This is a genomic window from Collinsella sp. AM10-26 (assembly GCF_003472525.1).
GTDB lineage: Bacteria > Actinomycetota > Coriobacteriia > Coriobacteriales > Coriobacteriaceae > Collinsella.
Genome location: NZ_QRMC01000002.1, coordinates 218,310 through 242,638, shown reverse-complemented (window position 1 = coordinate 242,638; position 24,329 = coordinate 218,310). Strand labels below are relative to the sequence as shown.

Here is a 24,329-nt window from a genome sequence, read left to right as displayed (position 1 = left end):
GGATGAGATTAAATCTCATCCGCGACCCTGTTTTAGCCCGAAATAAATGCTATCAACTTGACAACAGTACTCATTTTTGCCTTTTTTGACCACAGCCTCTCCGGAGCAGTCACCCAGCACTTGGGGACGTTCCCTTTCTGCCGGCACTTAGGGACGTTCCTTATCTGCCGGCAGTTTAGGAACGTCCCCAAGTGCCGGGTCCCCAAGTGCCGGGTTGTTGGCTGGCGAAGAGTGTCCCAAACGACTAGTCATTAAAGAGCGGCCCCAATGACTAAGTGAAAGGGGGCGCTGCGAATTGATTCCGCGGCACTCCCCTTTGCGTTGGCGTGTCGGTTATGCCTTACAGCTGGTACAGCGTGGTGAACTTGTCTTGGAGGTAGCTGCAGTAGTAACGGGCGTCAAAGTCCATGCCACAGGCGCCCTTGATGAGCTCCGGCGCGTCCTTGGCGCGGCCCCACTGCCAAATGTGCTCGCCCAGCCAGGCACGGACGGGCGCCAGATCGCCGCTCGCGCAGGTACCGGTAAGGTCGACGCCGTCGCGGCACATGGCCGGCACAAACATGGCGTCGTAGGCGCTGCCCAGCGCATAGGTGGGGAAGTAGCCAAACGAGCCGCCGCTCCAGTGCGTATCCTGTAGGCAGCCGCGCGTGTCGTCGGGAACGGGAATGCCCAAGTACTCATCCATGAAGCGGTTCCAAAGCGCGGGGATGTCCTTGGCCGTGGCCTCGCCGGCAAACAGCATGCGCTCGATCTCGTAGCGCACCATAATATGCAGCGGATAGGTGAGCTCGTCGGCCTCGGTGCGGACCAGCGACGGCTGCGCGATGTTCACGGCGCGGTAGAGCGTGTCTTCGTCCACGCTGCCATAGACCTCGGGCGCGTGGCGGCGCAGTACCTCGAGCAGCGGCCCCATAAAGGCGCGGCTGCGGCCCACGGTGTTCTCGAAGAATCGGCTTTGGCTCTCGTGGATGCCCATGGAGGTGCCGCCCTCCAGGCACGTGCGCGCATAGGCGGGGTTCACGCCCAGCTCGTACATGGCGTGTCCCGCCTCGTGGATGATGCTGTAGACATTGGAGATACAATCGTCCTCGTAGATGTGCGTCGCGATGCGCGCGTCACCCACGGCAAAACCCTCGCTAAACGGGTGCTCGGTAAAGGCAAGCGTGGTGTCGTCCAGGTTCAGGCCGACAAGCTTCATCAGGTCGAAGCTCATGGCACGCTGGGCAGCCTCGGGCACGTGGGCGTGCAAAAAGTCGGCGGCCGGCTGCTGGCCGCGCTCGCCGATGGCGTGCACGAGCGGCACGACCGTGGCCTTGACCTCGTCACAAAACGCATCGAAGCTCTTGGCGGAAAGGCCGCGCTCGTACTGGTCGAGCCAAACGTCGTATGGGTCGCGCTTGGGGTCCATAAGCTCGGCCTGATGCTTGAGCTGGCCCACGATCTTGTCCACATAGGGCTCAAAGCTCGTCCAGTCATTGGCCGTCTTGGCCTTGTGCCACACGGCGTCGGCCTCGCAGGTGAGCCTGGTCCAGGCCTCGGCCTCCTCGGTAGGGACAACGCTCGCTTCGCGCTGGTCGCGGCCGAGCACGCGGATCTCGTCGAGCAGCTGCGGGTCGTCTACATGTCCGCCTGCAACCGTCTCGCGCGCTAACGAGCGTACGAGCTCAACGGATTTCTCGCTGGTCAGCAGCTTGTGATGCTCGCCGGCAAGCGTACCCATGGCGTCGGCACGGGCGGCAGCGCCGTTGGCGGGAGCAATCGTCGCTCCATCGAACTCGGCAATCTTGAGCAGGTACTCGCGAGTCCACAGCTTGCCTTCGAGTTTGCGGAACTTTTTGACGGCCTTATCGACCTTCATGCCTTTAGGCGTCTTGCCCGCTGCGGGCTTGGCCTTCTTATCGAGTTTCTTTCCCATATCGTATCCTTAATCTCGCAGGCCGAGCGCCGCAGGCGGGTGCACGGCCAGTTTGCACAGCTACCTGCTTTGTACCCAGCGCGAACAAAACGGAACGCGGCGATGCGCTCGCGAAATGTGTTATCCTATAGCCCAATGCGTTGACGGAGAGGGTTTTGCCCGCCGTGTCGCCGGCAAGAGAGGGAAGGTCATGGGCTGCAAGCCTTCCTGCGGTGGCAAGGGCCAAGCGTTCACTCCCGAGCAGCGACCTCAACGGGCGCGCGGCCAGTGGCAGCAAAGCCCCAGTAGGGAAGCCGTGAGCCTCGCGACAAGAGGCGCAGAGTGGGCGCGGCGGGCCAGACATCCGCCGGGTCAAACAAGGTGGTACCGCGGAATTTAACCGTCCTTGGGCAATGCACATGCCCGAGGGCGGTTTTTTGTTACCGAACCGGGCCGCGCATCCGCAGCATCGGGCGGCGTCAGCCGTCCCGGAGCGCGGATACGCGAGAGACGAAAGGGAAGACATGAGTCTGATTGATGATCTGGTCAAACTCGAGGAAGAGGCCAAGGAGCTCGTCGCAGGCGCCGACGACGCCGCAAAGCTCGAGGCTGCGCGCGTTGAGCTGCTCGGCCGCAAGGGCCGCATCACCGGCCTGATGCGTATGATGGGCAAGCTCGCTCCCGAGGATCGTCCCGTCATGGGCAAGCGCGCCAACGAGATGCGCCAGCTGATCGAGGGCATGCTCGACGAGCGCACCACCGAGATGAAGGCCGCCGCCCTCAAGCACGCACTCGAGCACGAGGCCGTCGACATTACGCTGCCGGGCATCCGTCCGCAGATCGGTCACCAGCACCTGATCAAGCAGATTATCGAGGAGGCCGAGGACATCTTCTGTGGCATCGGCTACACCGTCGAGTCCGGCCCCATGGTCGATACCTCCTACTACAACTTCACCGCGCTCAACGCGCCCATGGATCACCCGAGCCGCTCGGCCCGCGATACCTTCTACGTGGTCGACAACAACCCCGGCAGCGTCGCGCACCCCGAGGCTCACGCCCATGGCGAGTCCGACGTGCTGCTGCGCACCCAGACCTCGGGCGTGCAGATCCACACCATGGAGTCGCAAAAGCCGCCCATCTACATGATCTGTCCGGGCACCGTCTATCGTCCCGATACGGCCGACGCCTGCCACCTGCCGCAGTTCAACCAGATCGAGGGCCTGGTCGTCGACGAGGGCATCACCTTTGGCGATCTTAAGGGCACGCTCGACTACTTTGTTAAGTGCATGTTTGGCGAGGACCGCAAGACGCGTTACCGCCCGCACTTCTTCCCCTTCACCGAGCCCAGCTGCGAGGTGGACGTGAGCTGCCACGTGTGCGGTGGCAAGGGCTGCAACTTCTGCAAGCACAGCGGCTGGATCGAGATCTTGGGCTGCGGCATGGTCGACCCCAACGTTCTCATCAACTGCGGCATCGACCCCGAGAAGTACACCGGCTTCGCCTTTGGCATTGGCGCCGAGCGCGTCGCGGCCCTGCGCTACGACCTGCCCGACCTCAGAACGCTCATGACAGGCGATATGCGTTTCCTGAACCAATTTTAGGCTTGCCCAGGCACCCCATCTTGGCGTTCAAACCGTCGCTCGCGTACCTTTAGTACGCGTCGCTCCTCTTTCACGCCAACCTGGGGCACCTGGACAACCCTAAGGCGAACGTCTTCATTTGATATTCCTCCCTATGCGGAGATTAAGAACTAGGAGAGCTACATGCGCGTTTCTTACGACTGGCTCAAGACCATGATCGATATTCCGGAAGATCCTAAGACCCTTTCGGACGAGTATATCCGCACCGGCACCGAGGTTGAGGCGATTGACACCGTGGGCGAGTCCTTCGACCACGTGGTGACCGCCAAGGTGCTCACCAAGACCCCGCACCCCGATAGCGACCATATGTATGTGTGCTCGGTCGACGTGGGTGACAAGAACCTCGACGCCGACGACAACCCCGCCCCGCTGCAGATTGTCTGCGGCGCGCAGAACTTCGAGGCCGGCGACCACATCGTCACGGCAATGATCGGCGCAGTTCTGCCCGGCGACGTCAAGATCAAGAAGAGCAAGCTTCGCGGCGTCGTGTCCATGGGCATGAACTGCTCCGCGCGCGAGCTCGGCTTGGGCGGCGACCACTCCGGCATCATGATTCTGCCCGAGGATACGCCCTGTGGCATGCCGTTTGCCGAGTATGTGGGCTCGAGCGACACCGTGCTCGACTGCGAGATCACGCCCAACCGCCCCGACTGCCTGTCCATGATCGGCATGGCCCGCGAGACCGGCGCCATCTTCGACCGCGATTTTCACGTTGAGCTGCCCGCCATCAAGGCCGAGACCGGCCGCGCGACCGACGACGAGCTTTCGGTCGAGATTGCCGACGAGGGCCTGTGCGACCGCTATGTCGCCCGCATCGTGCGCAACGTGAAGGTCGGCCCGTCGCCCGACTGGATGGTCAAGCGCCTCAACGCCCTGGGCGTGCGTCCGCACAACAACATCGTCGACATCACCAACTACGTGATGATGCTCACCGGTCAGCCGCTGCACGCCTTTGACCTGTCAACCTTTGCCGAGCGCGAGGGCCATCGCCGCGTGGTGGTTCGCGCCGCCCAGCAGGACGAGAAGTTCACGACCCTCGACGGCGAGGAGCGCACGCTCGACGCCGGCATGGGCCTCATCACCGACGGCGAGCGTCCCGTGGCGCTGGCCGGCGTTATGGGCGGCATGGATTCCGAGATCGAGGACGACACCGTCGACGTGATGGTCGAGAGCGCCTGCTTCAACGCCGGTCGTACCTCGCACACCAGCCGCGACCTGTCGCTGATCTCCGACGCCTCCATCCGCTTTGAGCGCCAGGTCGACGAGACCGGCTGCGTGGATGTCGCCAACGTTACCTGCGCGCTCATCGAGGAGATCGCCGGCGGCGAGGTCGCTCCCGGCTACGTTGACGTTTTCCCCGCGCCCAAGACCATCGACAGCATCAAGCTGCGCCTGGCCCGCGTGCATGCCATCTGCGGCGCCGACATCGAGCCCGACTTTATCGAGCGTTCGCTCACCCGCTTGGGCTGCACCGTTGAGCGCGACGGCGAGGACTTCATGGTCACTCCGCCGAGCTTCCGTCCCGACCTGCCGCGCGAGATCGACCTGATCGAGGAGGTCCTGCGCCTGTGGGGCATGGGCCGTGTGACGGCGACCATCCCGGCTGCCAAGAACCACATCGGTGGCCTGACTCGCGAGCAGAAGCTCACCCGCAAGGTCGGCGAGATCCTGCGCGCCTGCGGCCTCAACGAGACCACGACCTTTGGCTTTGCCGCCCCGGGCGACCTGGAGAAGATCGGTATGTCCACCGAGGGCCGCGGTTGCCCCGTGGTGCTCATGAATCCGCTGGTAGCCGAGCAGACCGAGATGCGTCGTTCGCTGCTGCCGGGCCTGCTGCAATCCGTGGCCTATAACGAGGCCCACGGCACGCCCAACGTGCACCTGTACGAGGTCGGCAGCCTGTTCCACGGTCGCGAGAACGCCAGCCTGCCCAAGGAGACCACGTCCGTGGCGGGTGTGCTCTCGGGCCAGTGGAGCGAGCAGTCCTGGAACATGAAGTACCGCAAGCTGCGCTTCTTCTTTGGTAAGGGCATTGTCGAGGAGCTGCTCGCCCAGCTGCGCATCGAGAAGGTTCGCTTCCGTCCCGCCGTGGGCGAGGGCTACGCCTTCTTGCAGCCGGGCCGTGCCGCCGAGGTTCTGTCTGGCGGTACCGTGCTGGGCTGGGTCGGCGAGATCCACCCCGAGGCGCGCGAGGCCTGCGGCATAGATGAGGTCGTCGTTGCCTTTGAGCTCGACCTGGACAAGCTGATCAAGGGTGCCCGCAACCAGGAGAACTACCGCGAGTTCTCGCAGTACCCGGCTGTTGAGCACGACCTGGCAATTGTGGTCGACAACGCTGTGACCTGCGAGGATCTTGAGCGCCGCATTACCAGTGCCGGCGGTAAGCTGCTCGAGGGCGTGCGCCTGTTCGACGTCTACCGCGATCCGGTTCGCATCGGCAAGGGCAAAAAGTCCATGGCCTTTGCGCTTACGTATCGCTCCGACGACCACACGCTCACCAGCGAAGAGGTCGAGAAGGCGCACCAGAAGATCGTCACCAAGGTGTGCAAGGGCGTAAACGGCGAGGTTCGCGGATAGGATCGCTTGCGTCTGTGACGAATGTATTGCAAAACGGCGCACTGCTTTGTTGGCAGTGCGCCGTTTGCTATGATAGCCGGCGGCGTGTTACGAACCTAGCAATACGTAACACTGGCAAGGTGATTCAAACGGCACTGCGATCGCGTGCCGACAACCGGGAGGCGCTATGCACATTCCAGATAATTATCTGTCCCCGCAGACCGATGTCGTCATGGCGGTGGCGATGGTGCCCGTTTGGGTCCACTGCATCAAGAAGGTGCGCGCCACGCTCGATCGCGAGCATATGGCTTTTCTGGGCATCTGCGCCGCGTTCTCCTTCTTGCTCATGATGTTCAACGTGCCGCTGCCCGGCGGCACCACGGGTCACGCCGTCGGCGGTGCGCTCATCGCGCTGCTGCTGGGTCCGGAGGCCGCCGCCATCGCGGTTTCGGTCGCGCTGGCGCTGCAGGCGCTGCTGTTTGGCGACGGCGGCGTTCTGTCGTTTGGCGCCAACTGCTTTAACATGGCCTTTGTGCTGCCGTTTGTCGCTGCTATCGTGTTCGGTGCGCTCAACAGTCGTCTGCACGACAAGAGCTGGGGCACCTCGGTTTCTGCCGTCGTGAGCGGTTGGGTCGGCCTGTGCCTGGCGGCCCTGTGCGCGGCAATCGAGTTTGGTATTCAGCCGATGCTCTTTACCAACGTTTCGGGCGCGCCGCTGTACTGCCCCTTCCCACTGTCCGTGGCTATTCCGGCCATGTTGATTCCGCATATGCTGGTTGCCGGCGTGATCGAGGGCGTGGCGACGGCCGCCATCTACGGTTTCATTAAGAAGACGGCGCCGAGCGTTATCGTCGGGCCCGAGGCCGTCGATGGCCAGCTTGCTGCCGATGGTACCGCCAAGAAGACTTCCCTAATCCCCACGCTTATCCTGGTCGCCGTGCTTATCGTGGCCACGCCGCTGGGCTTGCTGGCCACGGGTGACGCCTGGGGCGAGTGGGACGCTGAGGGCGCCGCGACCGCCGTTCAGGAGGCTGGTGACGACAGTCTGCAGGCTTCGGTCGGCCTCGATGCTCCGACCTTTGCCGATGCGCTGCCCACGGGCGACTACCTGCAGGTCTATTCCGAGGAGCAGGGCCTTGGCTTTGCCGGCCAGGCTGCCATGTATATCCTCTCGGGCGTGATTGGCGTGGCGGTGCTGACCATCGCATTCCGCCTGGTCTCGCTGACGGTCAAGGAAAGCGGTGCTCATGGCAACAGCCGAGCTGCCTAGCTGGCTTGCGGCCGAGGAGCGATATGAGCCCGTGGGGGCTCGGCATCGTGTGATGCAAAAGAATGTCCTGCACCTGGCGAGCCTGCTTGAGCGGGTTCGCCTGGGTGGAGGCGCGCACGAGGGCGGGTCGATGGTCGACCGCGCCCTTTCTTGCGTTTCGGCTCCGGTGCGCCTGGTGGGGATGTTCGTTTGCGTCCTGTGCGTGTGTCTGACGCAAAGCCCGCTGTATCTCATGTTGATGGCGGCTATCGCGCTGGTGCTCGTTGCCGTGCGCCCTGTACGCGGGCTGCGCGCGACCTTTGTGCCGGCGCTCGGCGCCGCGGGACTCGCAGTGGTTCTGGCGCTGCCTGCTCTGCTGCTGGGCGCTTCTGCCACGGGCGCCATGCTCAAGATCGCGCTCAAGACCTTCATTAATGTGTCGCTGGTACTGGGCGTTTCGTGGACGCTTACCTGGAGCCGCATGTCGGCGGCGCTCAAAATGCTGCATCTGCCCGACGAAGTTATCTTTACGTTTGATATGGCGCTCAAGCATATCGAGGTGCTGGGACGCACGGCGCACGATCTGTGCGAATCGGTCATGCTGCGCAGCGTCGGATCCGCGCCTGCGGGTTTTTCGCGCACCGACTCGCTGGCGGGTATCATGGGCATGACGTTTATCAAGGCGATGGAATGCAGCCGCGCGATGGACGAGGCTATGCTTTGTCGCGGCTTTGCCGGTGCGTATCCGGCGCCCGCGCGCGCCGGGTTTGGCTGGCGCGATGCCGTTTACGCGGCCGTTGTGGCGTTGCTCGTCGTGTTGTGCGCGGTGTTGTAGCGCGGACGGTCGAACTGTCGATGTGAGTAGGGAAGGGCGGCGTTTTGACGATCGATATGAATAATGCGGCGGGCACGAACGGTGCGGGCGCCGAGGTCGCGCCGCTCATCGAGCTACGCGACGTGGTGTTTTCCTATGCGGGGCATACGGTTGTCGATGGTGTGTCGCTGCAGGTCGATCGTGGCGAGCTCGTTGCCCTGCTTGGTCCGAATGGCTGCGGCAAGACGACGATCATGCGCCTTATTAACGGTCTTGAACTCGCGGACGCGGGTGCGTACCTGTTCGACGGGCATGCGGTCGATGCGGCATATCTCAAGGATTCCGCGACGGCCCAGCGGTTCCATCAGCGCGTGGGCTTTGTGTTCCAGAATGCCGATGCGCAGCTCTTTTGCGCCACGGTTGGCGAGGAGGTCGCGTTTGGCCCCGCCCAGATGGGGCTGCCGGCAGACGAGCTCGAGCGCCGCGTGCGCGATGCCATGGGGCTGTTCCAGGTTGCCGACCTTGCCGACGCCTCTCCCTATCAGCTCTCGGGCGGGCAAAAGAAGCGCGTTGCACTGGCTGCGGTGGTGTCGATGAACCCGGATATCTTGATCCTTGATGAACCTACCAATGGACTCGACGAAGATTCATGCGACATCGTGGTCAACTTCTTGCTGGCCTACGTCGCGGCGGGTAAGACGGTCTTGATGAGTACGCATCACCAGGATCTGGTGCGACGCCTGGGTGCCCGCGCCATCTATATCGATCGATATCACCATGTGGTCGAGGCGCCTTCGCCGTCGTATGGAACCGAAAGCGGTGCTACGGACTAGTTGCTGCGTAAAGCGTGCGTAGCCGCCTGCGCGGCTTTGCCGTGATGGTATAGTTATCCAGGTTTTTTATGGGGGTGGCTATGCCAAGCTGGAACATTCATATCGCTCAGACGGAGCGTTTGCTGGATCGCACCAGTGTGCTTGCCGATAGTGTGCGCGACCGCAATGCCTTTTTGTTTGGCTGCGTGGTTCCGGATATCTTCGTGGGCTATATGGTCCCTGGCATCGCCGATCCCATCCCGTACCGCATTACGCACTTTGCCAAGCCTGAGCCCATCCCTAAGCCTCGTGAGCATGAGTTCTGGGATACCTATGTGGCACCGTTGCTTAAAAGTTCGCCCACCGGTGCGCCGGCCGCGGCGACCTCGATTATCGAGGAACGCGAGCGACTGAACCGCGTGCACTATCCCCAGCGCTACAAGTATGCCGAGCCGGTTGCCGGTCCCGGCGCTAGTGAGTTCTCGCTTGCGTCCGAAGATGTGGCGCAGTCGCTGCTCGATTTAACGCTGGGCGTCTGGTCGCATCTGGTGGCCGACACGGTATGGAACACGCGTGTGAACCAGTATCTGGAGGCGCACGGCGGCAAGCCGTGTGAGGAGTTCCGCATTAAAAAGCAAGGCGACTTTGACTGGTTTGGCAAGACGCTGGGCATTGTTTCGATTCCGCGTGCGACCAATCGCCTGTATACCGCGGCGACGCGTTTTGGGCAGTATCCCATCCATAACGAATATGTGCTCAAGACTATCGGCGTCATGCACGAGATTGTACGCGAAAACCCCGGTGAGCCCGATCATCCGCCGTATCGCCTGCTAACCGAGGAATTTTTCGATGCAACGTTTACCGATGTCATCGAGCTAACCGAGGCAGGCTTTGCCGAGCGCGTAGCCGCTCCCGGCACACCCGCACTGCCCCTGATTGCTAGCTGCTAGCTGGCCGGCCCGGTAGTGAACAGCTCGTCCCAATCGACAAATAGCTTTTGCCGCAGGGCATCTTCGGCGTCGCACTCCTGTTTGGTCTTTGGGGTGTAGGGAAGCCCAGCCTTTTTATGGATGAGCTCGGCTATGTGGTCGAAGCTCTTCTTATCCTTAATCTGGTCATAGGTAAGTTGGATGACGTCGTAGCCCATGCTTGTGAGTGCGGTGGCGCGCTCGGCATCGGAGAGGCTCGCGGCTTCGCTGTCATGAGCGGAGCGGCCTTGGCATTCCAGAATGACACCCATGCTGTCGGTGAAACTTTCGATGAGGATGTCGGCGTAACAGCAGGTTTTGTCATACAGCGAACGTGCGGCTTCGCTGAGCGGGATGCGCGCGTTATTGGTGATGTCTATGCCCAGGCCGCCTTCGTCGCGGGGGAGTGAGATGAGCATGGATGTCTGGACCTCGAAGGGTGAGGCAGTCTGTCCTGTCATGCGTTTGGCGGCCCAACGGAGTTGCTTGACGCCGCGCAGGCCTGCGGCCTGCTTGGCGAACGCGGCGATATCCGCCGCGCTGAGGAGCGGCGCGCGTTTCCACAAATTGGTGCCATTGCCCTTGGTGTCAACAACGCGCTCCCAGCCACAGTCGGGTGGAATGAGCTTAAGGGATATTGCCTCATCAAGTTGCTTTTGCGCACGCTCGCAGGGCGTAAATACTGCAAATGAGCTGCACATCTCATAACACGCCATGAGCAGCTGGTTGCGTGAGACCTGCGTAGCAAGGTTGAGCAGTGTGAACTCGGGCGATGTGACATCAAATCCATGTTCAGTTTGCCTAAACGACCCGGGAGGTGGTTCCTGGGTCAGCAGGCGGCTGCGAAAAAGCTTGCCGTTCGCGCGGCGACCCTTTTCGCCCACGAATCTCCAGACCGGCTTGTCGAGTAGATCCTCAAATACTGGCTGTTTTGAGTAATGCACCAAGCGATGGTCATGATCGGGCGGCAGGATTGCCGGATAGAGTCCCAGTATCTGGGGCGGGATGCGATAGTACTGGAAAGCCGAGGGTCCGCAAGCGAGAAATGACATAGCAATCCGATCGTTTGAGCGTTGTTTGGGCTAGAAAGGCTATCGGTTTCGGAAGTGCGGGGAAAAAGAGAAGCAGGCAAAGCACAAGGAGTATTTGAGCCAACTTTATCAGGGGTTTTGTTGAAATAAAAGAGATTGTGCTCGGGAGTTGGCGATTTTTCCCCGCACTTCCGAAAACATAGTCATTTTTGACCTTGCTAAAACGATTTAGCAGCGTCGGTTAAGGTGTGGGTTTGCCACCGGGCGAACACTTTTAGCGCTTGGGACTTTTTTTGGGCCCTGAAGGGTGGATTTCGCGCTTTTGGTAAAGAAATGGGTGCGTGTTTTGCCGTGTGCCGGCATTGACACAGAAAAAGGGCCCGGAAGGCGAAGCCTTCCGGGCCCTTTGCAATGCAAACATGCTTGCAAGTACGACTTAACGCACCTGAGCGACGTAAGCGACGTTGGTCGAGGAGACCTTGTCCTCGAGCTGGACGCTCATGCGGGGATCGCCGGCGGTGGCGACGGTCAGATCGCCGGTCTCGACGTAGCCGAGCTCCTTGGCGGTCTCGATCGCCTTGACGATCGTGCCGTTGACGGTGCCCTGGGTAATCTCTGCCTGGTGCGGGATGACGCCCCAGTACATGATCATCTGCTGGACGGCCCACTCGTGGCGGGAGAACGCGCAGATCGGCATGTTGGGACGGAAGTGCGAGATCAGGCGAGCGGTACGACCGGTGGTCGTCGGCACGGTGATGCACTTGGCGCCAACGGTGGTGGCCATGTTCACAGCGGACATACCCACAACGTTGTTGACAACGCGGGTGCCGTGAGCGTCAGCGGGAACCTCGAGCGGAGCGTGAGCCGGGAGGTACTTCTCGGTCTCGAGAGCGATGCTGGCCTGCATCTTAACGGCTTCGACCGGGTACTTACCGGCAGCGGACTCGCCAGAGAGCATAACGGCGTCAGTGCCGTCGTAGATGGCGTTAGCAACGTCGGCAACCTCGGCGCGCGTCGGGCGCGGGTTCTGCTGCATGGAGTCGAGCATCTGCGTAGCGGTGATGACGGGCTTGTAGGCCGCGTTGCACTTGGCGATGATCTCCTTCTGGATATGCGGAACGAGCTCGGGCTTGATCTCGATGCCCAGGTCGCCACGGGCGACCATGATGCCGTCGGAAGCCTCGAGGATCTCGTCGAAGTTCTCGACGCCCAGGGCGCACTCGATCTTCGGGAAGATCGTCACGTGCTCGCCACCGTTCTCGCGGCAAAGCTCGCGGATGCCGCGGACGGACTCAGCGTCACGGATGAAGGAAGCGGCGATGTAGTCGATGTTCTCGGTCAGGCCAAAGAGAATGTCCTGACGATCGCGCTCGGTGATGGCGGGCAGCGAGATGTTGACGTTGGGCATGTTGACGCCCTTGCGCTCGCCGATTAGGCCGTCGTTCTTGACGACGCAGGTCATGTCCTGACCGTCGACGGACTCGACCTCGAGGGCAACCAGGCCGTCATCGATCAGGATGAGGGAGCCCTTCTCGACCTCAGAGGGCAGAGCCAGGTAGTCGAGGGAGATGTGCTCAGCGGTGCCGTGGAAATCCTCGGACGTGGGCTGAGCGGTGACGACGATCTTGTCGCCGGTCTTGACGGCAACCTTCTTGCCGTCGACCAGAAGGCCGGTGCGGACCTCGGGGCCCTTGGTGTCGAGCAGGATGCCGACGGGCAAACCGAGCTCCTTGGAAATACGACGGACGCGCTCGATGCGACCGTGGTGCTCGTCGTAAGAGCCGTGCGAGAAGTTGAAACGGGCGACGTTCATGCCCGCCTTGATCATCTCGCGGATGGTCTCGTCGCTATCGCAGGCGGGACCCATGGTGCATACAATCTTAGTGCGCTTGTACATTCAGACCTCCATCTGACATCGTCTTGCGCTGATAGATAAACCATAAGAAATAAAACTGAGTTGATTATAACGAAATGACGACCGAATACCCCAAAAAATCGACCGTACGCCGATTTAGAAGTTCATTCTTTAGTCAAAAAAGACTAAAGAAAAATTTTACCAAGCGGTCTTACCGCTGCTATCTGGGCGATATTTCAGTTTGCCGATGCGCTGAAGAAAAAACGTTTTATCAATCTCGAGCATCACACTGTCTGCACCGTTGCGCCTGTGCCGTGTTTCCAGATGGAATGTTTTGGCTAGACGCGTCGCTTTGGGGTACCATAGCTCCACTATCAACTGCCGCTCAGCACGGCAGCCTTGATGAGCCCTTGCCCTTCTCCTGGGAATTATGATCGGGCATCAATCTGCTGAGTGGCCCGAATCCCAGGAGGGGACTCTATATGCAAAAGGAATACCTGTCCGCCGCGGCGGAGGTGCTCAGCGACCAAGGTGTCGATGAGAACCTCGGCCTGAGCAACGGCGAGGCGTCGTCGCGTCTTGCCAAGACAGGCCCTAACAAGCTTGAGGAAGCCGAGAAAACGCCGCTTTGGAAGCGTTTCTTTGAGCAGATGGCCGACCCCATGGTCATCATGTTGATCGCGGCCGCGGTTATCAGCGCGCTCACGGGCATGGTCAAGGGCGAGCCCGACTTTGCTGATGTCGCCATCATCATGTTCGTCGTTATCGTCAACTCGGTGCTGGGCGTAGTCCAAGAGGCCAAGAGCGAGGAGGCCCTCGAAGCCCTGCAAGAGATGAGCGCGGCGCAGTCCAAGGTACTGCGCGACGGCAAGCTCGTGCACCTGCCGAGCGCCGAGCTCGTGCCCGGTGACGTGATCATGCTCGAGGCGGGCGACTCCGTCCCGGCCGACTGCCGCGTGCTCGAGAGCGCCACGATGAAGATCGAAGAGGCCGCACTCACCGGCGAGTCCGTGCCGGTCGAGAAGCACGCCAACGTGATCGAGCTTGCTGCGGGCACCGATGACGTGCCGCTCGGCGACCGCAAGAACATGTGCTACATGGGTTCCACCGTTGTGTACGGCCGTGGCCGCGCCGTCGTGGTCGGCACCGGTATGAACACCGAGATGGGCAAGATTGCCGGCGCCCTGGCCGAGGCTAAGGAAGAGCTCACGCCGCTGCAGGTGAAGCTCGCCGAGCTCAGCCGCATCCTTACCATCATGGTTATCGTCATCTGCGTCGTCATCTTTGGCGTCGATATCCTCCGCCACGGCGTGGGCAACGTCCTTACCGACCCGACCGCTTTGCTCGACACCTTTATGGTCGCCGTCTCGCTCGCCGTCGCTGCCATCCCCGAGGGCCTGGTCGCCGTTGTGACCATCGTGCTGTCGCTTGGCGTGACCAAGATGGCCAAGCGCCAGGCGATTATCCGCAAGCTTTCTGCCGTCGAGACCCTCGGCTGCACGCAGACCATCTGCTCCGACAAGACCGGTACCCTTACTCAAAACAAGATGACCGTCGTCAAGCACGAGCTTGCTGCGCCTAAGGAGAAGTTCCTGGCCGGTATGGCGCTGTGCTCCGATGCCCAGTGGGACGAGGATTTAGGCGAGGCCGTGGGCGAGCCGACCGAGTGCGCGCTTGTCAACGACGCCGGCAAGGCGGGCCTCACCGGCCTGACTGCCGAGCATCCGCGTGTGGGCGAGGCCCCGTTCGACTCGGGTCGTAAGATGATGTCCGTGGTCGTAGAGACCCTGGACGGCGAGTATGAGCAGTACACCAAGGGCGCGCCCGACGTGGTGATCGGCCTGTGCACCCACATCTACGAGGGCGATAAGGTCGTCCCCCTGACCGAGGAGCGTCGTGCCGAGCTCGTGGCGGCCAACAAAGCCATGGCCGACGAGGCCCTGCGCGTGCTGGCGCTGGCGAGCCGCACCTACACCGAGGTTCCCGCCGACTGCAGTCCCGCTGCGCTCGAGCATGACCTGGTCTTCTGCGGCCTGTCCGGCATGATTGACCCTGTCCGCCCCGAGGTCGCCGACGCCATCCGCGAGGCCCACGATGCCGGTATTCGCACCGTGATGATCACGGGCGACCATATCGACACCGCCGTGGCCATTGCCAAGCAGCTGGGAATCGTCACCGATCGCAGCCATGCCATCACCGGTGCCGACCTCGATCGTATGAGCGACGAGGAGCTCGACGCGCATATCGAGGACTACGGCGTGTACGCCCGCGTCCAGCCCGAGCACAAGACCCGTATCGTAGAGGCTTGGAAGTCGCGCGACCAGATCGTGGCCATGACGGGCGACGGCGTCAACGATGCCCCGTCCATCAAACGCGCCGACATCGGCGTTGGCATGGGCATCACCGGCACCGACGTTACCAAGAACGTTGCCGACATGGTGCTTGCCGACGACAACTTCGCCACCATCATCGGTGCCTGCGAAGAGGGCCGTCGCATCTACGACAACATCCGCAAGGTCATCCAGTTCTTGCTTTCGGCCAACCTTGCCGAGGTCTTCTCGGTGTTCATTGCCACGCTCATCGGCTTTACCATCTTCCAGCCGGTGCAGCTGCTGTGGGTGAACCTGGTCACCGACTGCTTCCCCGCGCTCGCGCTGGGCATGGAGGATGCCGAGGGCGACATCATGAAGCGCAAGCCGCGCAACGCCAAGGACGGTGTCTTTGCCGGACATATGGGTCTGGACTGCGTGGTCCAGGGCCTAATCATCACCGTGCTGGTGCTGGCGAGCTTCTTTGTGGGCGTGTACTTTGACATGGGCTACATCCACATCGCCGATATGATCGCCGGTAATGCCGACGAGGAAGGCGTGATGATGGCATTCATCACGCTCAACATGGTCGAGATCTTCCACTGCTTTAATATGCGCAGCCGTCGTGCGTCGCTGTTTAGCATGAAGAAGCAGAACAAGTGGCTGTGGGCTTCGGCCGCGCTGGCGCTGGTGCTGACGGTGATCGTAACCGTGCAGCCGACGCTTGCCGAGATGTTCTTTGGCCCCGTGACGCTTGAGCTTAAGGGCGTTATCGCCGCGCTGGGCCTGGCCTTCCTGATCATCCCGCTGATGGAGATCTACAAGGCGATCATGCGCGCCGTGGAGAAGGAGTAGGTCGAAAGGCCATCCTTCCCACCGGCCCGACCGCCTGCGGGGTTTCCACGGGCACGTCCTCGCCGCTTTGCGGCTGCGGGATGTGCCCTTGGGAAACCCCTCCCGGCGGGCGGGCCTTCGGATAACCTCTCAGGACCATAAGCTGAGGGAAAGTTTGTGAGCTGGTCGGGCTTTGCCCGGCCAGCTCTTTTTGTTTTAAAATACCTGCTCAGTTGTGTGGTTTTGTGCTGGGAGGCGCTTGTGGGCAAGGCTAAGGCTAAGGCGAAGAAAAAGACGACGGGGGCGCGGGCTAAGCGCGATCGTCGTCGGAAGCTCGCGACCGAAGCCCCTGCATCTGCTGAGGAGTTGCTGGCAAGCGTGCCGGGGCTTGACGCGTTGCAGGATGTTCCGGCGTTCGATGACCTGCCGGTCGATGCGGCTCAGCAGGCTGCATTTGACGACTTTTGCGCACAGGCTGAGGAACCCGAGCAGATGCAGCTCGGTGCCGTGGTGCGCCTGGACCGCGGATTTCCGCTGGTGGCAACTGCCGACGACACGTTTCGTGCCGAGCATGCCGTAGGGTTTGCCAAGTCGCGTGGCGAGGACGAGGTCTTGCTGCCCGCTGTGGGCGACCGCGTGGCGGTTCGCCGTGCTCCCGGGCACGACATGGGCGTGATCGAGTGCGTACTGCCGCGCCGTACGAGCTTTGAACGTTGGCGCGGCCGTGCCCGCGGAGAGCGCCAGGTGCTCTGCTCCAACGTGGATAGCGTGCTAATCGTGCAGGCGCTCGGTGCTGGCGAGGTGCTGCTCGACCGCGTGGCGCGCTCGCTGGTGTTGGCGCTCGACTGCGATGCCGAACCGGTGGTGGTGCTCACCAAAGCTGACCGCTGCGATGCCGAGGAGCTCGAGCGCGATCTGGACCGCGCGCGCCGCCTGGTGGGTCCGGACGTGCGCGTGATCGTGACGTCCTCTGCCGAGGGCCGCGGCCTGGACGAGGTCCGTTCCTGCGTGCCTGCTGGGAGCTGCGCCATGATTCTGGGCGAGTCGGGTGCCGGCAAGTCGACGCTGCTCAATGCACTGCTGGGCCACGATACGTTGGCGACCGGCGGTGTGCGCGAACGCGACGATCAGGGCCGTCACACTACCGTCGCGCGCGTGATGGTGGCGCTGCCGGGCGACGCCGGCGTGATCGCCGATGCCCCGGGCCTGCGCAGCCTACCGCTCGTGGGTCACGAGCGGGGTCTGGCGCGCGCCTTCCCCGAGATTGTCGAGGCATCGCGCGCGTGCCGGTTTGGCGATTGCACACATACCCATGAGCCGGGTTGCGCCGTTCGCGAGGCCGAGGACGCCGGGCAGATCGACGGCCTGCGTCTGGAAACGTTCCAAAACCTGGCGTTATCCATGCGCGTGAGCGCTCAAATGCTCGATCCCGATGTCCATTTGTAATTGATTTTTCCTATGGCAGCCGTCTCCCAACTGTTCGGGAGACGGCTTTTTTGCTGCGGAAAAGCCTCGAAACATGCAGTTTGCTGACGTGCTGACCAAAACCTTGCCACGAGCTTGACGGGCTGGTCAGTTTTTGGTCAGCGATTGGTTTGACATCGAAAACCAAGATCGCGATTGCGCCGCTTTGCACTCTGACCGCCCAGACAATGGTGGTACGGGCATTCGCCCGGCACTGCCATGAGAGGAGCGGCCGTGAACAAGAGCAAGCGCATCGCCATCAGTCTGGTCGCAGGCGTGCTCGCTGCTCTGCTCTGCATGGTTTACGGCTCGTCGATCCGCTCGCAAGCCGAACAGGTCCAGGCTGAGACCTTGGCCAAGTACGGGGGCGATCGCGTCGAGGTATGCGTTGCGGCGCGCGATATTGATGTGGGCGAGACCCTCGATGAGACCAATGTCATAACCCAGGAATGGCTGACGAGCCTGCTGCCGCGTGACGCGGCGACCGAGCTGCGCCAGGTGCGCGGCGACGTGACGACTTCGCGTATTCCCAAAAACGCCGTGATCTGTAATGTCTACACCAAGGCCGAGAGCCACAAGCTCGAGGTGCCTAAGGGCAAGGTCGCCGTTTCGGTGGCGGTCGATGCCGAGCACTCGGTCGGCGGCGCCACGGGCGTGGGCAGCTACGTGGATGTGTATGTGCAAAAAGACGGCGTAACCGATCGGCTGTGCGGCGCGTACGTGATCGATACCAGTGAGGATTCCGGCGCCACGCGCGAGGGCAAGATCGAATGGGTGACGCTGGCGGCTGACCCCGAAGACGTCAAGGAACTGCTGGGCGCCTCGGGCAAGGGAACGGTCAGCTTGACGATTCCCGCCACGGCGCGCGGCAGAAAGAGCGGAGGCGACGAGTGATGAAGGCGATCTGGCTTGCGTGCTGCGCGTGCGGCGATTACGGGCTGTTGCAGCGGGAAGTCGAGGGCCGTGATGCGGGTGCACAGGTGCTTCGCGTGGGTGACCTGGACGGGCTGGTTTCCATGGCGCGGGCGTTTCCGTCGCGCCGCGGGGCTGCCATCATCGCGGCGTCTCTGTTTGATACCGAAGATGTGCGCAAGACTGTTGCGCGCCTGACGGCCGAAGGCCGCGTGAGTCGCGTGGTCGTGTTGATAGAAGCGCTCGATCCGTCGGATATCAAGGGGCTGTTTCGCGCGGGGGCGACCGAGGTCATCGCTGCGCACAGTATATGTGGCAACGGGCGCGCGGGCGAGGGAGCGGTTGATTCCGATCGGCGCATGACGATTGAGCCCGATGCTTTTGTTGATAGGGAACCCGGGGCGCCTCGCGCTACAAGAGGCCCGCGTGTTGATGATTATGGAAAAGCGGAAGCCGAGCATGGTCGGCGCCCCCGGAACCCCCTTGTATACGATGACGCTGGAGGGCCGGCACAGCATGCTGGCGACTCCCCGGCTGTAGATATGGGATACGTGCACGGCGTGAATCTGGCGGATGAACTGGACGAAGTTGAGGGCTTTGCCGGGTGCGGCGAGTTGTCGCCGATGCAGCATGAGCAGATTGCACAGAACGAGCCTGCCTCGCAGACCGAACAAGCTGCCATGCCGGCTTGGACGCAGCGTGTGGTTGCGGCGGGGGAGACGGGGACGCTGTCACCGACGCCCGCCCCGCCGCTTCAGACGCCGCCGGCAGACGCCGCCGCTCCGCCGCATCGAGCTCCGGTCATCTGCGCCATTTCGGGTTCGGGCGGTTGCGGCAAGTCGACGATTGTTGCCACCATGGCACACACATCGTCGCTGTTGGGCTTGCGTGCCGCCGTGCTCGACCTGGACCTGATGTTTGGAAACCTTTACGACTTGTTAGGCGTCGATGCTCCGCGCGATATAGCGGCACTTATCGAGCCGTCGGCGGCGGGCGCGCTCACCGAGCCGGATATCGTAGCCGCATCGATGCGCGTGGCGCCGGGCGTTACGCTCTGGGGTCCCGTCGCGGCGCCCGAGCAAGCCGAGCTCATGGCACGTCCGGTGGAGCTACTGCTTGATGTTCTGCGTTGCGAATCCGACGTGGTCTTTATCGATACCTCGATCTTTTGGGGCGACGCCGTGGCGGCTGCGGTGGCGGCGAGCGACCGTTGTCTGGTCGTTGGCGATGCGGCGGTGTCGTCCGCGACATCGGCGTCGCGTGTCATTGAACTGGCAAGTCGAGTAGGTGTGCCGCGCACGCGCATGAGCGCTGTGTTCAACCGGTTCGGTGCGCGCGGGGCAGACGAGGACGTCGCCATGCGCTTTGAGATTGCCTGTGCGTTGAGCTCCAAGATTCGTATCGCCGATGGCGGACAGGATCTCGCCGCGCTCATGGCGTTTGGGCGCGCTGACGAGGCAGTGGGGCAGACCAGCGCTTTTGCGACCAGTGTGCGCGAGGCCACGCGCGAGATGCTCGTGGAACTGGGGTGCGCCGTCGGCCCTTGGAGCGATATGGTCGCCGACCGTGCAACACGCACCGAACGCCCGCGTATTCGCCTTCCCTGGTCGCGCGAGGGTGATCAGCGATGAGCCTGCAAACGAGGATTAAGGCTGCCGGCGCTGCAGCGACGGCAGCGCCTGTAGATGCAGGGCGTCGCCGCGCGGTGAAACGACGCACCAAGCGCGCCGTAATGGACCGCATGGGTTACGACGAAGTGGCGCGTATCAGCGCCTATATCGACCCGGCGCTTGCCCGCTCGGAATTGCGTCCCGCGGTGGAGGCGGCGCTCAATGTTGAGGAGCCGACCGATCTCGCGACGCCCGAGCGCGAGACCATCATCGACGAGATTTTGGATGATGTGGTGGGCTTGGGGCCGTTGCAGCCGCTCATCGAGGACGACACCGTTACCGAGATCATGATCAACGGCTGCCGCTCGGCTTTCTTTGAACGCGGCGGCGTTTTGTATCCCATCGAGCACGCGTTTGAGGACGATGAGCAGATCCGTGTGCTTATCGACCGCATCATCTCGCCACTTGGCCGCCGTATCGACGAGCGCAGCCCCATTGTCAACGCCCGCCTCAAAACGGGCTATCGCGTCAACGCGGTGATTCCGCCTGTGGCGATTGACGGACCGATTCTCACCATCCGAAAGTTCTCGGACCGTATCTGCTCTCTGGACGAGCTCGTGGGGTTGGGATCGCTGCCGCTTTGGTATGCGCAGCTGCTGTCGTGCGCGGTGTCGCTGCGACAGGACCTGGCGGTTGCGGGAGGCACGGGATCTGGTAAGACCACCCTGCTCAACGCGTTGTCATGCGAGATTGCCACCGGCGAGCGCATCGTGACGATCGAGGACTCTGCCGAGCTCAAGTTTGCACATCATCCGCACGTGGTGCGCCTAGAGGCGCGCGAGGCTTCAATTGAGGGTGAGGGCGCGGTGACGATCCGCGACCTGGTAACTAATGCCCTGCGCATGCGCCCCGACCGCATCGTGGTGGGCGAGGTGCGCGGTGCCGAGTGCTGCGACATGTTGCAGGCCATGAACACGGGCCACGACGGGTCGCTCACCACACTTCATGCGGGTTCAGAACAGGAGACCGTGGTGCGCCTGACGTTGCTTGCACGTTATGGCATCGATCTGCCGAGCGAGCTCATCGAGGAGCAGATTGCCATGGCGCTCGATGGCATCGTGATGTCCGAGCGCCACGCCGATGGCAGGCGCTTTGTGGCCTCATATTCGGGGGTTCACCGCGGCGTGTCGGGCGGTGTTGAGCTCGAACGCTACGTGACTTTCGATGCCGCCGAGCGCACCTGGACGCTCGACCGCGAGCCGCCGTTTATCGCAGAAGGCCTGCGGTCGGGGGCGCTTACACAAGAGGAGGTGGACGAATGGAGATCGCTATGCCCCTCGTCGTAGGGGGCTTGGCAGGGCTTTCTGTCGCGACGGTGTGTGGGACAGAGCCTCGTGTGCCGCGGGTACCGCCGTCGGAGCTGGCACGTCAGGCGCTCGAAACGGTGGCAGAGAAGCTGCCGCGTGAGCTGGTGGAAAACGATCTGCTGAAAAAGATCGCCCGTTCGTGGGCATCGTTGGTCCCCACAGATCGCTTTGGGCTTGCTATTGAGGATAACGCGACTCGCCTGGCATTTCTGCTGCTATCGAGCGGTGTCTGCTGCGTTTTGCTAACGATGGTGTCGTTATCGCCCCTCGGATTTGCCTTGGGACTTGTTGCTCCGTTTGCCGTTGGCGTCGCCCGGGATGGCTTTGAGAGCCGGCGCGAGCAACACGATGTGGAGGAGGCCATGCCCGAGGCGTTTACCGCACTTTCCATGTCGCTTGCCTCGGGACATTCGCTGGCCCAGGGCATGCGCTTTGTGGGCGCTCATGCGCAAGAGCCGGTGCATACCGAGTTTTTGCGGGTGGCGGCGGCGATCGATTGCGGCATCTCGGCGACCGATGCGCTCGACGACCTGCTTGTCCGCATCGACGCCCCCGGGCTTTCGCTTGTCGCGTTGGCGCTCAAGGTGTCGCAGCGAACCGGTGCCCCGCTTGCCGACCTGCTGGCCGAGGCGTCGAGCATGGTGGGGGAGCGCATTGAGCTCAAGCGCCGCCTGGATGTCAAGACGTCGCAGGCCCGCATGTCGGCGCATATGGTCGCGGCGATGCCGGCGGGCATGTGCGCGGTGCTGGCGCTGCTTTCGGCAGATTTTCGTCGCGGTCTTGTGACGCCTGCCGGTGCGGGCGCTGTGGTGCTGGGTCTTGCCCTCAACGCCGTTGCCCTGGTGGTTATCCGGCGCATTATGAGGGTGGAGCTATGAGCGCCCTGGTTGCAGTTGCGGCTTGCCTGTGCGCTCTGAGTGTATTTGTCGCGACGGGTTTGGATCGGGCGGATGCACGCAAGATCGCAGGTACCTGCAAGCGCGAGGCAGTGCTGGTCGCTGCTGCGGGTCGCTCGGTGGCCGATGCCCTGACCGCGCGAGTGAAGGGCGCGGTTGGGGCGGGCGGCCCGGCGCGAGTGTCGCTCGGCGAAGTGTCCGAGATGATCGATGTTGTTCGCTTGGGTCTTTCGGCCGGTCTTTCGTTTGATGCGGCGCTTGAGATTTTCTGCGCCAACCGCCGGTCAGTGCTGGCTCTTCGCCTTGAGCGGGCCCGCATGGCGTGGCAGGTGGGCGTGGGCACGCGTGAGGACGAGTTGTTGGCCACCGCGCGCGACCTGGACGTGCGAGCGCTCGAGACCTTTGCCATCACGGTGGGGCAGGCGCTCGCCCTGGGTGCCCCACTTGCCGAGACGCTGGCCGCTCAAAGTCGCGAGATCCGTGCAGCTCATCGCGCCGCGGTTGAGCGCGAGATCGAGCGTGCGCCCGTCAAGCTGCTGATTCCCACCGGCACGCTCATCTTGCCGGCGTTGCTTCTGTCCATATTGGGCCCGCTGCTGGGAGCAGGCGGGATGATGTAGGGAGGAATACATGAACACGATGGTCGAAGTTGCTGACAAGGCTTGGAACTGGGCTTTTTGCCGGGCGATCCGCGCTCGCCAGCATGCCAAGGAACTGTTGCAGGAGGAGAGCGCGCAGGGTACCACCGAGTACGCCATTTTGGTGGGCGTGCTTGTGGTGATCGCGATTATTGCCATCGTTGCATTTAAAGGCAAGGTTAAAGAGCTATGGGATGCGATCAGCGAGGGCATCAACAGCCTGTAGAGGGCGAGCGCCCCATCGGGGTGCTGCTGGTGTTTGCTTGCCTGATCGTGGCGATAGCGGCGGTGCTTTGGGGGCTTAACTCCGCGCGGCAGCAGCGTCCTGGGGCCGCCTTCGACTCGGGCTCAGATTCGGCGGTGGCGTCTCAAAAAGATGAGACGCGAGATGCGGACGATTCGGATGTCGCTGTCACGGCGCAAACCTTTCTGCGGACGCTCGACAAGCGGTCTGCCACTGCGACGGATTCGCCTGAGGGCAACGCGATTGCGGTCCGGCTTGCATGGTCCGAGGACCGACCGATGACCGAGGCAGCGGCGGATATGTTACGCGCCTACCGCGAGGTGCCAACGGCCCAGCTCGCCCTGAGCGGCTATCTCGATATTAAGGGCAACGTATGGGGCGCCATCGTGCGCGATGGACGCGGCTGGGTCGATATGGTGACGGTTGCTGCGGATGTCGGCGATGCTTCGTGCCGCCTGCGCGTGATCCGCCTGAGCCCGCAGGCATCGAACTCAAAGGAGGGGTCGTGAAATGCATGACGTCCTGCGCGAGGAATCTGCCCAGGCGACGGTCGAATACGCCATCGTCACGGTGGCGCTGCTTTCCATCGTGCTGGCGATCGCGGGACTTTGGCGTGCTGGCACCGATGGGCGCTTGGCGGCGCTGGTCGAGCGGGCGGCATCCCATGGCGTTGCCTCGACGTCGGTTATCGACGCCGCTGCGGGCGCTAAGGACATCGCGTTGTATTGATATCGCGCGTGAGGACCGGGCGCAGTCTACGGTCGAGGCCGCTTTTTTGCTGCCGACGTTTCTGACGCTCATCCTTCTCGCACTGCAACCGGTGTGCCTGCTCTATACGCGCGCGGTCATGGAGTCTGCCGCCGCCGAGACCGCGCGGCTCATGACCACGACGACGGCGGAGGACGATGATCTTAAGGAGTTCACCCGCCGCCGGCTTGCCGCAGTGCCCAACGTTTCGATCTTTCATGCCGGCGGGCCGTTGTCGTGGGATATCGAGCTTGGCCGGGCCGGTGCGGGTGGCGTCTCGTCCGTGTCCGTTTCCGGCGAGGTCAAGCCGTTGCCTGTGATCGGTGCGTTTGCGCAGGCTATGGGTGGTACCGCCGAGGGCGACTACGTTGAGCTCAAGGTCAATGTCTCGTATCAATCGCGTCCCGAATGGCTGGAGGGAGATTATGATTCGTGGATTGCTGCATGGGATTAAGCGTTTCTGGTCTAGGCGCGTTTTGACGCGCCGTC

General features: G+C 62.4%; 20 protein-coding genes. 17 read left to right on the top strand and 3 right to left on the bottom strand.

Annotation, left to right across the window (positions count from 1 at the left end):
* Positions 1–340 precede the first annotated feature (340 nt).
* A complete protein-coding gene (locus DW123_RS02665) occupies positions 341–1,915 on the bottom strand; it encodes a carboxypeptidase M32 (protein WP_118273104.1) in 1,575 nt (524 codons plus the stop codon).
* Between the two features lie 503 nt (positions 1,916–2,418).
* Between DW123_RS02665 and pheS the strand changes: the two genes are divergently transcribed.
* The 6 genes from pheS to DW123_RS02635 all read left to right on the top strand — a co-directional run bounded on the left by pheS (position 2,419) and on the right by DW123_RS02635 (position 9,915).
* Complete coding sequence (pheS, locus tag DW123_RS02660; protein ID WP_040359117.1) at positions 2,419–3,495, top strand: phenylalanine--tRNA ligase subunit alpha; 1,077 nt, start codon at positions 2,419–2,421, stop codon at positions 3,493–3,495.
* 162 nt (positions 3,496–3,657) lie between these two features.
* Positions 3,658–6,111 carry a phenylalanine--tRNA ligase subunit beta gene (pheT, locus tag DW123_RS02655; RefSeq protein ID WP_118273103.1) on the top strand — a complete coding sequence of 818 codons (2,454 nt, stop codon included), beginning with the start codon at positions 3,658–3,660 and terminating at the stop codon, positions 6,109–6,111.
* A gap of 166 nt (positions 6,112–6,277) precedes the next feature.
* On the top strand, positions 6,278–7,360 hold the full coding sequence (gene cbiM, locus DW123_RS02650) for a cobalt transporter CbiM (protein WP_118273102.1): 1,083 nt from the start codon (positions 6,278–6,280) through the stop codon (positions 7,358–7,360).
* Positions 7,338–8,174 carry an energy-coupling factor transporter transmembrane protein EcfT gene (locus DW123_RS02645; RefSeq protein WP_118273101.1) on the top strand — a complete coding sequence of 279 codons (837 nt, stop codon included), beginning with the start codon at positions 7,338–7,340 and terminating at the stop codon, positions 8,172–8,174. Before cbiM ends, DW123_RS02645 begins: the two co-directional genes overlap by 23 nt.
* A gap of 44 nt (positions 8,175–8,218) precedes the next feature.
* Positions 8,219–8,986 carry an energy-coupling factor ABC transporter ATP-binding protein gene (locus tag DW123_RS02640; protein WP_118273100.1) on the top strand — a complete coding sequence of 256 codons (768 nt, stop codon included), beginning with the start codon at positions 8,219–8,221 and terminating at the stop codon, positions 8,984–8,986.
* 80 nt (positions 8,987–9,066) lie between these two features.
* On the top strand, positions 9,067–9,915 hold the full coding sequence (locus DW123_RS02635) for a hypothetical protein (RefSeq protein ID WP_118273099.1): 849 nt from the start codon (positions 9,067–9,069) through the stop codon (positions 9,913–9,915).
* Here DW123_RS02635 and DW123_RS02630 read toward each other — a convergent pair.
* Together DW123_RS02630 and pyk are read right to left on the bottom strand one after the other, a co-directional pair.
* Entirely contained in the window at positions 9,912–10,985 is a 1,074-nt protein-coding gene (locus DW123_RS02630; protein ID WP_117743144.1) for a hypothetical protein, read from the bottom strand. The genes DW123_RS02635 and DW123_RS02630 overlap by 4 nt on opposite strands.
* Positions 10,986–11,400: 415 nt before the next feature.
* The gene (gene pyk, locus DW123_RS02625; RefSeq protein ID WP_118098052.1) at positions 11,401–12,861 is read right to left on the bottom strand and encodes a pyruvate kinase; all 1,461 of its coding nucleotides are present in this window, start codon (positions 12,859–12,861) and stop codon (positions 11,401–11,403) included.
* Positions 12,862–13,301: 440 nt separating this feature from the next.
* Here pyk and DW123_RS02620 point away from each other — a divergent pair, with 440 nt between their 5' ends.
* The 11 genes from DW123_RS02620 (at position 13,302) to DW123_RS02570 (ending at position 24,294) form a co-directional block, all read left to right on the top strand.
* The gene (locus DW123_RS02620) at positions 13,302–15,983 is read left to right on the top strand and encodes a cation-translocating P-type ATPase (protein WP_117734719.1); all 2,682 of its coding nucleotides are present in this window, start codon (positions 13,302–13,304) and stop codon (positions 15,981–15,983) included.
* 471 nt (positions 15,984–16,454) lie between these two features.
* On the top strand, positions 16,455–17,408 hold the full coding sequence (gene rsgA, locus DW123_RS02615; RefSeq protein WP_199570180.1) for a ribosome small subunit-dependent GTPase A: 954 nt from the start codon (positions 16,455–16,457) through the stop codon (positions 17,406–17,408).
* Positions 17,409–17,660: 252 nt separating this feature from the next.
* Positions 17,661–18,320 (top strand): Flp pilus assembly protein CpaB, encoded by a 660-nt coding sequence (gene cpaB, locus DW123_RS02610; RefSeq protein WP_233502122.1) that lies wholly within the window; start codon positions 17,661–17,663, stop codon positions 18,318–18,320.
* Entirely contained in the window at positions 18,320–19,969 is a 1,650-nt protein-coding gene (locus DW123_RS02605) for a hypothetical protein (RefSeq protein WP_118273097.1), read from the top strand. Before cpaB ends, DW123_RS02605 begins: the two co-directional genes overlap by 1 nt.
* Complete coding sequence (locus tag DW123_RS02600) at positions 19,966–21,294, top strand: CpaF family protein (protein WP_118273096.1); 1,329 nt, start codon at positions 19,966–19,968, stop codon at positions 21,292–21,294. The genes DW123_RS02605 and DW123_RS02600 overlap by 4 nt, the downstream gene beginning before the upstream one ends.
* Complete coding sequence (locus DW123_RS02595) at positions 21,267–22,193, top strand: type II secretion system F family protein (protein WP_118273095.1); 927 nt, start codon at positions 21,267–21,269, stop codon at positions 22,191–22,193. Before DW123_RS02600 ends, DW123_RS02595 begins: the two co-directional genes overlap by 28 nt.
* Complete coding sequence (locus DW123_RS02590; RefSeq protein WP_118273094.1) at positions 22,190–22,831, top strand: type II secretion system F family protein; 642 nt, start codon at positions 22,190–22,192, stop codon at positions 22,829–22,831. Before DW123_RS02595 ends, DW123_RS02590 begins: the two co-directional genes overlap by 4 nt.
* A 10-nt stretch (positions 22,832–22,841) precedes the next feature.
* On the top strand, positions 22,842–23,075 hold the full coding sequence (locus DW123_RS02585) for a hypothetical protein (RefSeq protein ID WP_117734713.1): 234 nt from the start codon (positions 22,842–22,844) through the stop codon (positions 23,073–23,075).
* A 296-nt stretch (positions 23,076–23,371) separates the two neighbouring features.
* Positions 23,372–23,602, top strand: coding sequence for a hypothetical protein (locus DW123_RS02580; protein WP_117734712.1), 231 nt, complete (start codon positions 23,372–23,374; stop codon positions 23,600–23,602).
* 1 nt (position 23,603) lies between these two features.
* Complete coding sequence (locus tag DW123_RS02575; protein ID WP_117734711.1) at positions 23,604–23,822, top strand: hypothetical protein; 219 nt, start codon at positions 23,604–23,606, stop codon at positions 23,820–23,822.
* A complete protein-coding gene (locus DW123_RS02570; RefSeq protein ID WP_117734710.1) occupies positions 23,758–24,294 on the top strand; it encodes a TadE/TadG family type IV pilus assembly protein in 537 nt (178 codons plus the stop codon). The genes DW123_RS02575 and DW123_RS02570 overlap by 65 nt, the downstream gene beginning before the upstream one ends.
* The last annotated feature ends 35 nt before the right edge of the window (positions 24,295–24,329 follow it).